The organism is Streptomyces sp. NPDC056883 (assembly GCF_042788835.1).
GTDB lineage: Bacteria > Actinomycetota > Actinomycetes > Streptomycetales > Streptomycetaceae > Streptomyces > Streptomyces stoeckheimensis.
On record NZ_JBHUBS010000005.1, the window covers coordinates 259,843 to 272,239 of the forward strand.

General features: G+C 72.2%; 13 protein-coding genes and 3 tRNA genes. 4 read left to right on the forward strand and 12 right to left on the reverse strand.

The window, feature by feature from the left end:
- Positions 1-212: 212 nt before the first annotated feature.
- On the forward strand, positions 213-1,232 hold the full coding sequence (locus ACFRU2_RS15855; protein WP_382972236.1) for an adenosine deaminase: 1,020 nt from the start codon (positions 213-215) through the stop codon (positions 1,230-1,232).
- A gap of 21 nt (positions 1,233-1,253) precedes the next feature.
- Here ACFRU2_RS15855 and ACFRU2_RS15860 read toward each other — a convergent pair whose 3' ends face one another.
- The 9 genes from ACFRU2_RS15860 to ACFRU2_RS15900 form a co-directional block, all read right to left on the reverse strand.
- Positions 1,254-1,670, reverse strand: a complete 417-nt coding sequence (locus ACFRU2_RS15860) for a hypothetical protein (protein WP_266955936.1) — start codon at positions 1,668-1,670, stop codon at positions 1,254-1,256.
- A gap of 16 nt (positions 1,671-1,686) precedes the next feature.
- Positions 1,687-2,742: a UDP-N-acetylmuramate dehydrogenase gene (locus tag ACFRU2_RS15865; RefSeq protein WP_351440552.1), complete on the reverse strand. Its 1,056-nt coding sequence runs from the start codon at positions 2,740-2,742 to the stop codon at positions 1,687-1,689.
- Between the two features lie 235 nt (positions 2,743-2,977).
- Positions 2,978-4,504, reverse strand: coding sequence for a DHA2 family efflux MFS transporter permease subunit (locus tag ACFRU2_RS15870; protein WP_382972566.1), 1,527 nt, complete (start codon positions 4,502-4,504; stop codon positions 2,978-2,980).
- A 187-nt stretch (positions 4,505-4,691) separates the two neighbouring features.
- Positions 4,692-5,246, reverse strand: a complete 555-nt coding sequence (locus ACFRU2_RS15875; RefSeq protein ID WP_382972239.1) for a TetR/AcrR family transcriptional regulator — start codon at positions 5,244-5,246, stop codon at positions 4,692-4,694.
- Between the two features lie 133 nt (positions 5,247-5,379).
- Entirely contained in the window at positions 5,380-5,811 is a 432-nt protein-coding gene (locus tag ACFRU2_RS15880) for a MaoC family dehydratase (protein ID WP_382972241.1), read from the reverse strand.
- 1 nt (position 5,812) lies between these two features.
- A complete protein-coding gene (locus ACFRU2_RS15885; protein ID WP_266905505.1) occupies positions 5,813-6,304 on the reverse strand; it encodes a MaoC family dehydratase N-terminal domain-containing protein in 492 nt (163 codons plus the stop codon).
- 115 nt (positions 6,305-6,419) lie between these two features.
- Complete coding sequence (gene rpmG, locus ACFRU2_RS15890) at positions 6,420-6,584, reverse strand: 50S ribosomal protein L33 (RefSeq protein WP_003956487.1); 165 nt, start codon at positions 6,582-6,584, stop codon at positions 6,420-6,422.
- An 88-nt stretch (positions 6,585-6,672) separates the two neighbouring features.
- A tRNA-Met gene (locus tag ACFRU2_RS15895) sits at positions 6,673-6,745 on the reverse strand.
- Positions 6,746-6,793: 48 nt separating this feature from the next.
- Positions 6,794-6,866, reverse strand: a tRNA-Thr gene (locus tag ACFRU2_RS15900).
- 1,384 nt (positions 6,867-8,250) lie between these two features.
- Between ACFRU2_RS15900 and ACFRU2_RS15905 the strand changes: the two genes are divergently transcribed.
- Both ACFRU2_RS15905 and ACFRU2_RS15910 read left to right on the forward strand, forming a co-directional pair.
- Positions 8,251-9,582, forward strand: coding sequence for an amidohydrolase family protein (locus ACFRU2_RS15905; RefSeq protein ID WP_382972243.1), 1,332 nt, complete (start codon positions 8,251-8,253; stop codon positions 9,580-9,582).
- 54 nt (positions 9,583-9,636) lie between these two features.
- Positions 9,637-10,293 carry an SDR family oxidoreductase gene (locus ACFRU2_RS15910; RefSeq protein ID WP_382972245.1) on the forward strand — a complete coding sequence of 219 codons (657 nt, stop codon included), beginning with the start codon at positions 9,637-9,639 and terminating at the stop codon, positions 10,291-10,293.
- A 54-nt stretch (positions 10,294-10,347) separates the two neighbouring features.
- Here ACFRU2_RS15910 and ACFRU2_RS15915 read toward each other — a convergent pair whose 3' ends face one another.
- From ACFRU2_RS15915 to ACFRU2_RS15925, 3 genes are all read right to left on the reverse strand, one after another.
- A complete protein-coding gene (locus ACFRU2_RS15915) occupies positions 10,348-10,785 on the reverse strand; it encodes a DUF3574 domain-containing protein (protein ID WP_382972247.1) in 438 nt (145 codons plus the stop codon).
- 105 nt (positions 10,786-10,890) lie between these two features.
- Positions 10,891-11,322 carry a hypothetical protein gene (locus ACFRU2_RS15920; RefSeq protein ID WP_382972249.1) on the reverse strand — a complete coding sequence of 144 codons (432 nt, stop codon included), beginning with the start codon at positions 11,320-11,322 and terminating at the stop codon, positions 10,891-10,893.
- A gap of 164 nt (positions 11,323-11,486) precedes the next feature.
- A tRNA-Tyr gene (locus tag ACFRU2_RS15925) sits at positions 11,487-11,568 on the reverse strand.
- Between the two features lie 198 nt (positions 11,569-11,766).
- Between ACFRU2_RS15925 and ACFRU2_RS15930 the strand changes: the two genes are divergently transcribed.
- Positions 11,767-12,255, forward strand: coding sequence for a YajQ family cyclic di-GMP-binding protein (locus tag ACFRU2_RS15930; protein ID WP_243333311.1), 489 nt, complete (start codon positions 11,767-11,769; stop codon positions 12,253-12,255).
- Positions 12,256-12,397 lie beyond the last annotated feature (142 nt).

A 12,397-nucleotide genomic window follows, 5' to 3' on the forward strand; every position in this document is an offset into this window, starting at 1 on the left:
GGCTGGATTGCCCGCAGGGCATATCCAGCCCCGCCGGCGTTTGAGGCGCGGGGTCCGGGGCGGAGCCCCGGGGAACGGTGGAAGGGCGGGTAGGGGACAGCTCCCCGCGCAGCGGCAGCCCGGCACCCCCGACCCCAGGATTTACGTTCGGGCAAGCCCCCGTTCAGGGAATCGGGCTGCAGGCCGAGGTGAATGTGCGGCAGGATCACCAGATGGAGCACGTACGCGATCTCACGCTTCTGCCGAAAGCCCACCTCCACCTGCACTTCACCGGCTCGATGCGCCCGTCGACCCTGCTGGAGCTCGCCGACAAGTACGGGGTGCGCCTCCCGGACGCCCTCACCTCCGGCGAGCCACCGAAGCTCCGCGCCACGGACGAACGCGGCTGGTTCCGCTTCCAGCGGCTCTACGACGCCGCCCGCTCCTGCCTGCGCGAGCCCGACGACATCCGCCGCCTGGTCCGCGAGGCCGCGGAGGAGGACGTGCGCGACGGCAGCGGCTGGCTGGAGATCCAGGTGGATCCCACCTCCTACGCCCCCCTCCTCGGCGGGATGATCCCCGCCGTCGAGATCATCCTCGACGCCGTGGACGCCGCCTCCCGCGAGACCGGCCTCGGCATGCGGGTCGTCATCGCGGCCAACCGCATGAAGCACCCCCTCGACGCCCGCACCCTGGCCCGGCTCGCCGTCCGCTACGCCGACCGCGGCATCGTCGGCTTCGGCCTGTCCAACGACGAGCGCCGCGGCATGGCCCGCGATTTCGACCGGGCCTTCGCCATCGCCCGCGAGGGCGGACTCCTCGCGGCCCCGCACGGCGGCGAGCTGACCGGCCCGTCCTCCGTCCGCGACTGCCTCGACGATCTGCACGCCGCCCGCATCGGGCACGGCGTACGGGCCGCCGAGGATCCCCGCCTGCTCAAACGGCTCGCCGACCGCCAGATCACCTGCGAGGTCTGCCCGGCGTCCAACGTCGCCCTCGGGGTCTACGAACGCCACGAGGACGTCCCGCTGCGCACCCTCTTCGAGGCCGGGGTCCCGATGGCCCTCGGTGCGGACGATCCGCTGCTCTTCGGGTCCCGGCTCGCAGCCCAGTACGAGATCGCCCGCAAGCACCACGCCTTCACGGACGCGGAGCTCGCGGAGCTGGCCCGCCAGTCGGTGCGCGGCAGTGCCGCGCCCGCCGGCGTACAGGAGAAGCTGCTGGCCGGGATCGACCACTGGATCGCCTCGTAGGGCGCCGCCCCCGGTGGCGGGTCAGCGCGTGAGCCGCAGGTCGCCCTCGTGGCAGTCGGCGCGCACCCGCGCGCCGTCCGGGAAGCCGATCTCCAGGTGGGTGCGCCCCTGCGCGGGCAGGGCGAACTCGGCGACCGATTCCACGGTGTCGCCGAGGTGGCGCAGGAAGGGGTGGTATCCGAGGTCCTCGCCGACCTCGATGCGGCCCCACTCCCCCATGTCGTAGGGCTCGTGCGGCGCCTCGGATTCCACGATGAGGCAGGCGTCGGACCCGGTGGTGATCCGGGTGGACTCGCCGTCGCTGTCGAGGAGCCAGACGTCCAGGGGCGCCTCGGAGCGTTCGCCGTCGCTGATGTGCCAGGACGCGACGACCCTTCTGATCGTGCGTCCCACCAGCCGGGTGGGGTCCGTACCGGCCCCGTGCAGGGGACAGAGCATGGGGGGCCGGGACTCCTCAGATGCTGACGCCGACCGTCACCGGCTCGTTGACCAGGGTGACGCCGAAGGCCGCGTGGACGCCCGCGACCACCTCGCGGGCCAGGGCGAGGAGGTCTTCGGTGGTGGCCTCGCCCCGGTTGGTGAGGGCGAGGGTGTGCTTGGTGGAGATGCGGGCGGGGCCGTCGCCGTAGCCCTTGGTGAAGCCGGCCTTGTCGATCAGCCAGGCCGCGCTGGTCTTCGTACGGCCCTCGCCGGCCGGGTACGCGGGCGGGGCGGTCTCGGGACCGAGCCGCTCCTGGGCGCGGGCGAGGAAGGCGGCGTACGCCTCGTCGCCGAGGATCGGGTTGTGGAAGAAGGAGCCGGCCGACCAGGTGTCGTGGTCGGCGGGGTCGAGGACCATGCCCTTCCCGGCGCGCAGCCGCAGGACGGTCTCCCGTGCCTGCGCCGCGGGCACCCGGTCGCCGGCCTCCACGCCGAGGGCGCGGGCCGTCTCGGGGTACTTGACCGGCGCGGACAGGCCGCCCGCGTCTTCCAGGGCGAAGCGGACGCGCAGGACGACGTACCGGTCGGGCTGGTGCTTGAAGAGGCTGTCGCGGTACGCGAACGCGCAGTCGGCGGCCGAGAGCGTGACCGTTTCCCCGCGGGTGCGGTCGTAGGCGACGACCTCGGTGATCGTGTCGCAGACCTCCTGGCCGTACGCCCCGACGTTCTGGATCGGGGTGGCGCCGGCCGAGCCGGGGATCCCGGCGAGGCATTCGATGCCCGCGAGCCCGGCGTCGACGACGCGGGCGACGGCCTCGCTCCAGTTCTCGCCGGCCGCGAGTTCCAGCCGGGTCCCGTCGAGCGCGAACCCGGTGGTCGCGATCCGCAGGGCGGTGCCGTCGAAGCCCTGGTCGCCGATGACCAGGTTGCTGCCGCCTCCGATGACCAGGAGCGGGGTGCCGCTCTCGTCCGCGGCGCGCACGGTGGCGACGACCTCGGCGTCGGTGGTCGCGGTGACCAGCCGGGCGGCGGGGCCGCCGAGCCGGAAGGTGGTCAGCGGGGCGAGGGGGGCGTCGTGGAGTTCCTGCACGTGGACAAGAGTACGGTCCGCGTCCCCCCGAGCAGGCGGGGCCACGGACCGTACGCGCACCGCAGGGCCGTACGGGGCCGGAACGGCCCCCTTCACCCGCGGTGCGGCTCGCTGCCCGCGAAGCGGTAGAGCGCGTCTCGCGGACGGACGTGTCGTACGGGACTGCGTGCGGAGCGGCGGCTGCGGTTCCCCCGCCGCTCCGCCGCGCAGGCACCGGCCGGCGAGCGGAACCCGCTCAGACGGCCGCCTTCTCGGTGGCGCGCCCGCCGGCCGGGACCTCGCCCTGGCCGTCCGCCGGGAGCCCGCCCGTCGGGAGCCCACCCGTCGGCAGGTCACCGGCCGGGCTGCCCGCCGTCGGCAGGGACGCCGCGGCCCGGGCCTTCTCCGCGGCCCGGCCGGGGAGCAGCAGGGCCAGGACGGCCGCCAGGGCGACGGCGGCCCCGCCGATCCAGAGGGCGGGGACGGTGCCGTCGGTGAAGGCCTGCCCGGACTGGTAGCCGCCCTGGGCGGAGAAGACGGAGGCGAGGACGGCGACGCCGAGGGCTCCGCCGACTTCGCGCAGCGCGCTGTTGGCGCCGGCGGCCTTGCCCTGGTCGGCGGGGGCCACGGTGGACATGAGGGCGTTGGAGGCGGGAGCGAAGAACAGGCCCATCCCGATGCCACTGATGATCATCGCGGGGAGCTGGGCGGCGTAGGAGACCTCGGTGCCCAGGATCACGGCGAACCAGCCGAGGCCGATGGCCTGCAGCGCGAGCCCGGTGACCACGACCGGGCGGCTGCCGATCCGGTCGGAGAGGATCCCGGAGATCGGGGCGGCGATCATGGGCATCGCGGTCCAGGGGAGCATGCGCAGCCCGGCTTCGGTGGGCGAGTAGCCGAGGACGCCCTGGAGGAACTGGCTCAGCAGGAAGATCGAGCCGAACATCCCGACGAACATCAGCAGGCTGGCCATGTTGATGCCGAAGAAGCCCCGGTCCCGGAAGAGCCGCATGGGCAGCACCGGGTTGGCGTTGCGGAAGCCGTGGTGGATGAACCCGCCCACGAGTGCGGCCCCCACCAGCAGCGCGCTGAGCACGGGAAGGCTGGTCCAGCCGTGCGCGTTGGCGTTGACCAGGCCGTAGACGATGCCGAAGAGCCCGCCGCTGATGAGCAGGGTGCCGGGGACGTCGAGCTTCGCCTGCGGGGCGGTGGACTCGCCGAGCCGCATCCGGGAGAGCGGCATGAGGGCCAGCCCGATCGGGACGTTCAGCCAGAAGATCCACTGCCAGGAGATGTGCTCGGTGAGGCTGCCGCCGATGAGCGGCCCGCTCGCGACGGCGAGGCCGGTGAGGGCTCCGTAGATGCCGAGGGCCATTCCGCGCCGGGCGGCGGGGACGGCGACGGTCAGCAGCGTGAGCGAGAGGGGCATCATGATCGCCGCGCCGACACCCTGGACGGCTCGGGCGGCGATGAGCTCGTTGATGCCGGGCGACAGGGCCGCGGCGGCGGAGGCGACGGTGAAGACGGCCGTACCGGCGATGAAGAGCCGGCGGCGGCCGAACCGGTCACCGAGGGCCGCACCGAACATGAGCAGGACGGCGAAGGTGAGCGTGTACGCGTTCACCGTCCACTCCAGGTCCTCCAGCTTCCCGCCGAGGTCCTCGCGGATGGAGGGGAGCGCGGTGGTGACGACGAGGTTGTCGAGCGCGGCCATGAAGCTGGCGGCCCCGGTGATGACGAGGGCCCAGACCGCAGGCCCGCGAAGCTTGGTGTCTTGCACGATTCCCCCAAAACTAGTTATTGATCACTAACTTCAACGGACAGGGCTGAGCCCTTCACCGGACGATGCGCAGGGCGCGACAGGAGGCACAGGACGCACGGCCGGCGAACGGACGAATGGAGGGATGGATGAACGGAGGCGGAGACGGAGACGGAGACGGAGATGGAGATGGACCGAGGGGGCGTATCCGCTACTCGGGCCGGGCGCTCGGATAGCAGCCGTCCCAGACCCGGTGCCCCGGCGGGAACCCCATGGCGGACAGGACGTTGATCAGCATTCCGTACGCGAGGAAGGTGCTCGTCTCCTGCGGGTCCGCACCGAGCGGCACGTGCAGGGTGTCCCACAACTCCATCCAGGCGGCCCGCACCATCTCGCCGAACTCCGGCTCCCCGGCAGCCTCGGCGGCGGCGACGGTCACGTACGTCTGGAGCTGCATCTGCAGCTTCTCGGGCTGCTCGGCGATCAGCTTCATGTACGCCACACTCATCCCCTGGACCGCATCCTCGCCCTGGAGACCTTCGGCGGCTTCCCCGAGGACGCGCCGGATGTCCTCCATGCAGCGGGCGGCGGCGGCCAGGAAGATGGCCTGCTTGTTCGGAAAGAGCCGGAAGAGGTACGGCTGGGACACCCCGACCCGCTTGGCGATCGCCTCGGTGGAGGTCCCGTAGTACCCGCCCCGCGCGAACTCGCCCATCGCCGCCAGGATGACGCTCTCGCGCCGCTCTTCCGCACTCATCCTTGCCATGCTTCAAAGTTAGTGCTCAATCACTAACTTGGCAACACTCGCCCCGAAACGACCACCAAAAAGGCCCTGACCTGCGAGTTCCCTCGTCGGCCAGGGCCTTTTCGCCAACGGGTAGCCCTCACCCGGGGACTCACTACGGCGCGAGAGCAACCACCGCGCGCGACATCCCCAGAACCTTCTGCCCGGCGCTGGTGGCCGTCAGGTCGACCCGCACCCGGTTGCCTTCCAGCTTCGCCCCGACCTTGGCCGTGACCTCGATCAGCGCGCCCTGCCCGTCGTTCGGGACGACGACCGGCTTCGTGAACCGCACGCCGTACTCGACGACCGCACCCGGGTCGCCGACCCAGTCGGTCACCACGCGGATCGCCTCGGCCATGGTGAACATGCCGTGGGCGATCACGTCGGGCAGTCCGACCTCGGTGGCGAACTTCTCGTTCCAGTGGATCGGGTTGAAGTCACCCGACGCACCCGCGTACCGCACCAGCGTCGCCCGCGTGACGGGGAAGGACGCCGCCGGCAGTTCGGTGCCGACCTCGACGTCGTCGTACTGGATCTGGGCAGCCATCTCAGGCCTCCTCGGGGGCGGAACCGGCGGCGGCGGGAGCGGCGGCGGGCTCGGGCGCCCGGGAGACGAGCTTCGTCCAGGCGGTCACCACGTGCTCGCCGGACTCGTCGTGGACCTCGCCGCGGATGTCGATGACGTCGTTGCCCGCGAGCGACTTGATGGCCTCGATGGTCGAGGTCACCGTCAGCCGGTCTCCGGCCCGTACGGGACGGGTGTACGCGAACTTCTGGTCGCCGTGCACGACGCGGCTGTAGTCCAGCCCCAGCTGCGGGTCGTCGACGACCTGGCTGGCCGCCGCGAACGTGATGGCGAACACAAAGGTCGGCGGAGCGATCACGTCTTGGTGACCGAACGCCTTGGCTGCTTCGGGATCCGTGTACACCGGATTGGCGTCACCCACCGCGACCGCGAATTCGCGGATCTTCTCCCGGCCGACCTCGTACGGATCGGTGGGCGGGTAGCTCCGCCCCACGAAGGACTGGTCGAGCGCCATGACTCTCTACCTCCCTGTTGAAACGATCTGTCGAAACGACACAAGGCCGCCCCCAATGAAGGGGACGACCTCATGACGGTATGACTGAGCCTGTTGTACGAGACTTCGCCAGTTGTTAGCGGGTCTCGCGGTGCGCGGTGTGCGAGTTGCAGCGCGGGCAGTGCTTCTTCATCTCAAGACGGTCCGGGTTGTTACGCCGGTTCTTCTTGGTGATGTAGTTCCGCTCCTTGCACTCCACGCAGGCCAGCGTGATCTTCGGGCGGACGTCGGTGGCAGCCACGTGAGTGCTCCTTGACGGACAATTGGACGGATGAACGCATAAAAGAGTAGCCGATCGGGAGACCGACCCCGCAATCGGCTACTGTGTGTAGCGGCGACCGGACTTGAACCGGTGACACAGCGATTATGAGCCGCTTGCTCTACCGACTGAGCTACGCCGCTTTGATGAGATCCGTTCCCCACCCGAGGGTGGGGAACCTCTCTCACCAGAGCCCCAATGCGGAATCGAACCGCAGACCTTCTCCTTACCATGGAGACGCTCTACCGACTGAGCTATTGGGGCGAGCGAGGAAGACATTACACGGTCGCCAGCCGATCGCCCAAATCCTTTGCGGGGCCTGGCCTCGGAGCACCACCGCCACCTTTCTTGATCCCCGCGAAACCCGCCTCGGACCCCCCTCGAAGCGCCTTTCACCCCGAAAGGTGTCAGGCATCACACCCCCGGCCCCCCGCCCCCACCCTGAGTCACCCCGAAGCCCCACCTCGGCCCCGCGAACGAGCGCACCGCCGGAACGCCGGACGAGACGGGAGCGGGACCGGACCGGAGGTCGAGGCTGCGGCCGCGACCGCGACCACGCACGGGATCCTCGCCGGACGGGCACGAGAGCCGACAGCGGAGGCCAGGGCCGGGGCCGGAGGCCGGGGCCGGAGGCCGGGGCCGGAGGCCGGGGCCGGAGGCCGGGGCCAGGGCCAGGGCCAGGGCCAGGGCCAGGCCAGGGACGGGAACCGGGCCTGCGGCAGCATGGGCGGGCGCCACAGACAGCCCACGATGGCTACGGAGCCGACTGCGGAGTCCGCGCCGCAGGCCGGGACGGACGCAGCGCCGCACAGGCAGGGGCAGTCACAGGGCGGCAGCTGCATGGCCAAGGCCGCAGCAAGGCCGGCCGGGGGCCGCTCCGGACAAGCACCACAGCCGACCGCCGGGCCCACTCCGGAGGCAGGCCCCGGGGCCGGGACCCACGGCCGGGGCTGGTGGCGGGGCCCGCGGTCGGGTCTGGGTTTGGGACCCAGGGGGATCCCGGGCCGGGGCCCGCGGTCGGTACCCGCGGTCGGGACTGGCGACAGGGACCGCGGTCGGGACTGGGGTTGGGACCTGGGTTCGGGACCCAGGGGCTGGGACCTCGATCGGAGCCCGCAGTAGGGACTGGGGCCGGGACACACGGTCGAGGCTGGCGGCGGGGCCCGCGGTCGGGGCTGGGGTTGGGGCCTCGGCCGTCTCTTTCGGATCTTGTCGGCCGTGCCCGCGGCGTCTGGTGCCGGGCCTGGCCGTGCTGTCAGGGCGTCCGCGTACTGGACGTACTCGGTTGCCCTGGCAGTGCGGCCAGGCGTGGTGCCAGGCGTCGCGGGCACGGCAAGATCCGAAAGAGACGGCCCAGGGGGCATCCAGGGGCGGGACCCGGTGCCGGGCTGCGGATCCGGGACCCGGGAGCAGGACCCGGGAGCGGGACCCGGGAGCAGGAGCGGGACCCGGCATCCCGGGAGCGGATCCGGAGGCGGTTCGGGAGGGTGGTCTCGGGGTGGGGGTCGCCCAGACGCACCGGTACGACTATTGCCCTCTTCCGCGAAGCGGGCACCCCCGCCCCCTAGGCTCTGAGCACGCTGCGTGATCTTGGGCCGCGGGCCGCGGCCACGGCCCCAGGAACCGCCCGAGCCACCGCAGGAGCGCGATGTCCGACAGCCCGCCGCAGCAGCCGTCCCACTCCCCGCGCAACCGCCCCGGCAGCGGCCAGGGCCCGGGGCAGGGGCACGGCCCCGAGGGCACCCAGGGAAGTCCCGGAGCCCAGGGCCCGGCGGCCCCCGAGTCCACCACCCTGCTCCTCGCCGGCGCCCGCCTCACCGACGGCCGCACCGTCGACGTCCGCCTCGGCGGCGGCCGGATCCAGGCCGTCGGTACGGCCGGCAGCCTGCCCGCCGCCGCGGGCGCCCGCGTCGACCTCACCGGCTACCTGCTCCTCCCCGCGCCCGCCGAGCCCCACTCCCACGGGGACACCGCCCTGACCGCGGACAGCGAAGGGCCCGTCTCCTACTCCCCCGACGAGGTGCAGCGCCGCGCCACCGAGGCGGCCCTGCTCCAGCTCGGGCACGGCGCCACGGCCGTCCGGTCCCACGTGCGCATCGGCGACGTACACGGTCTCGGCCCCCTGGAGGCCGTGCTCCAGGCCCGCCGCTCCCTGCGCGGGCTCACCGATCTCACCACCGTCGCCGTTCCCCGCCTGCTGACCGGGGTGGCCGGGGCCGACGGGCTCGCCATGCTGCGGGACGCCGTGAAGATGGGCGCCTCCGTCATCGGCGGCTGCCCCGACCTCGACCCCGACCCCACCGGCTTCCTCGAAGCCGTACTGGAACTCGCCTCCGAGCACGGCTGCCCCGTCGACCTGCACACCGACGGCGACGACCCCGCCCGCCTGTCCCGGCTCGCGGCGATGGCCGGCGGACTGCGGCCCGGCGTGTCCATCGGGCCCTGCGGCGGCCTGTCCCGGCTCCCGCTGGACGTGGCGACCCGGGCCTCCGACCAGCTGGCGGCCGCCGGCGTACGGGTGACCTGCCTCCCCCAGGGCGACTGCGCGGCCCTGGAACGGCGGGGCCTGCGCACCGCCCCCGTACGGCTGCTGCGCGCCGCCGGGGTGCGCGTCGCGGCCGGCAGCGGGGCCCTGCGCGACGCGGGCAACCCGGTCGGGCGCGGGGACCCGCTCGAAGCCGCGTACCTCCTGGCCTCCCAGGGCGGGCTCCGCGCCACCGAGGCCTACCACTCGGTCGCCGGCGCCGCCCGCGAGGCGATGGGCCTGCCGGAGGTCCGGGTGGAGGCCGGGTTCCCGGCGGAACTGCTCGCCGTGCGCGGGGACCGGATCGCGAGCGTGCTGTCCCTCGCGTACAGCCGGATCGTGATCCACCGCGGGCGGGTGGTAGCCCGGACGAGTGCCGTACGGGAGTACTGCGACTCCGCCGTCGCGGTGGCCCTGGACCTGCCCCGGCAGGGCCGTATGGAGCCCGGTCCCTGAGCGTTCACCGCATGTTCCCGGGCGCGGTCGCCCGGCTCGTCGTACGGTCGTGGCATGCGCATCGTCATCGCGGGTGGACACGGTCAGATCGCGCTGCGGCTGGAGCGCCTGCTCGCCGCGCGCGGGTACGAGGTCGCGGGCATCATCCGCGATCCGGCACAGGGCGACGACCTCAGGGAGGCGGGCGCCGAACCGGTGCTGTGCGACCTGGAATCGGCGTCGGTCGAGCACGTGGCGGGCATCCTGCAGGGCGCGGACGCCGCGGTGTTCGCGGCGGGCGCGGGTCCCGGCAGCGGGGCCGGGCGCAAGGACACGGTGGACCGGGGCGCGGCGGTGCTGTTCGCGGACGCCGCCGAACGGGCCCGGGTACGCCGCTTCCTGATGGTCTCCTCGATGGGCGCGGACACGCGCCGCGAGGGCGACGAGGTCTTCGACCACTACCTCCGCGCCAAGGGCGAGGCCGACGAGCACGTCCGCACCCGTCTGGGTCTGGAGTGGACGATCCTGCGCCCGGGCTCGCTGGTCGACGACGCGGGTACGGGTCTGGTCCGCCTGGAGGCGCAGACGGGCCGCGGGCCGGTCACCCGCGACGACGTGGCGGCGGTCCTCGCCGAGCTGATCGAAACTCCCGCGACCGCGGGCCTCACCCTGGAACTGATCGCGGGCTCGACCCCGGTCCCGGTGGCGGTCAAGGACGTGGCGGGCAACTAGGCGCCGCCCAGCGGCCGGGGGCCCGAACGGCACCCCGGCCGGGGACGGACCCCGTCAGAAATCGACGGTCAGGCGGTCGTCGGAGCGGCCGACCGAATCCTGCTGGAACCGCTGCTCGTACGCCTCCCGGATCCGCTCGATGCGCGCACCGCGCTCGTCGGCCTCCTTCTCCGGATACAGCAGCACCACCTCGTACGAGATCTCGCGGATGATCTTCCCGTCCCGCTGCCACTGGCCGCGCCCGTCCTGGAGGGTCAGCCCCTCGGGGAAGGCGGGGGTGATCTCCCGTTCGAGGAACCCCATGAACTCCCGCTCCCCGACCGGTGGACGGCCGTCCGGCCGCTCGGTGCCGAAGTAGAGCCGGGTCTCCTGGTAGGGGTCCCCCACATTGCCGTTCAGCGCCGCTCCGACCAGAGCCGGGATCCCCGCTCCGAGCAGGGCGAGGAGCACCCCGCCGCCGACCTTTCCGCGCGCGTCAGAAGTCCATTTCACGCCGGATGAACGACCGGAGCGCCACATCGGTACGGCCGATCCGCCCGATGGGCTCACCCCGCGCCCGCGCCCGCTCCATACGGCCCCTCGTGCCCCTCATGCCCCTCATGCCCGCTCCAGCCGACGCCGCCACCACGGATCCCCCGGCGGGGCGTACGGGTCGGGGAGCGTCCGGGCGAGGAACCGCGCGTCGAGCGGCGCGAGTACGGCCCGCAGCTCCCGCACGGCGCGACGGGGCAGGGAAAGGCAGAAGACCTCCAGGGCCTCCCGGTGATCGCCGCCCCAGACGGGCCGACAGCAGGGGTAGTCCTCGTCCCAGCTCGGGTAGATGATCCACGACGGTCCCCGGCCGTACACCGTCGCGCGCCAGGCGGACAGTGCGCGGTAGGCGGCGCCCGGCTCGTAGCGGTGACGTTCGACGCGCGCGATCTCCACAAGGGTGCGGGAGGAGACGCCCGGAACGACGGCCCGGTCGCCCTCTCGGGGCGTCCGGCGTGGCAGGTCCGACCGGACCTGCGAGGGCGCCTTACGCGCCATGGCCCTTTCGGCCGCAGATGCTGATGCTGATCATGCGAACAGCATGCGCGCCGTTCCGCCGGGCCGCCCACTGGTTTTCCCTGGGGCGTTCCGATTCCGGCTCCGGGTATACGAGAAAACCCCCGCCCACTGCATTTCTGCAATGAGCGAGGGTCTCACTCGCGTGGCGGCGCCAGGGTTCGAACCTGGGTAGGCTGAGCCGGCAGATTTACAGTCTGCTCCCTTTGGCCACTCGGGCACACCGCCATGATCGCTGCCATCTTTCCGCCTTGCGGCGGCGCTCCGTGGCAACGACGTAAACGATACCCGATGACCGGGGGTGCTTCGCCACCGGATTGATCAGCACCGCACGTGGGTGCGGTGGCTAGGCTTTGCGGAGCGGTCCGGGGATGTCCGGCCGTGCCCTTCGGGGCCGTCACTACCGACTTCAAGGAGCCACAGCACATGGCCGACTCCAGTTTCGACATCGTCTCGAAGGTCGAGCGGCAGGAGGTCGACAACGCCCTCAACCAGTCCGCCAAGGAGCTCTCGCAGCGCTACGACTTCAAGGGCACCGGCGCCACGATCGCCTGGTCCGGCGAGAAGATCCTGATGGAGGCGAACTCCGAGGAGCGCGTCAAGGCCGTCCTGGACGTCTTCGAGACCAAGCTGGTCAAGCGCGGGATCTCCCTCAAGGCGCTCGACGCCGGTGAGCCGCAGCTGTCCGGCAAGGAGTACAAGATCTTCGCCACGATCGAGGAAGGCATCTCCCAGGAGAACGCCAAGAAGGTCGCGAAGATCATCCGTGACGAGGGCCCCAAGGGCGTCAAGGCCCAGGTCCAGGGCGAGGAGCTGCGCGTCAGCTCCAAGAGCCGCGACGACCTCCAGGAAGTCCAGGCCCTCCTCAAGGGCAAGGACCTGGACTTCGCGATCCAGTTCGTGAACTACCGCTGATCACCGGCTTCGGCCTCGGTTCAGCCCGCACGCCGGCCCGGGGGGCCTTCGAGGAACGCCGGGGCGCGGTCGTTTTGGTGGGGGGGTGCGGAGGGGGAGGTATAGGAAGGGGGGGGGCGGGGGGGGTATCGTTCGAGGGTGC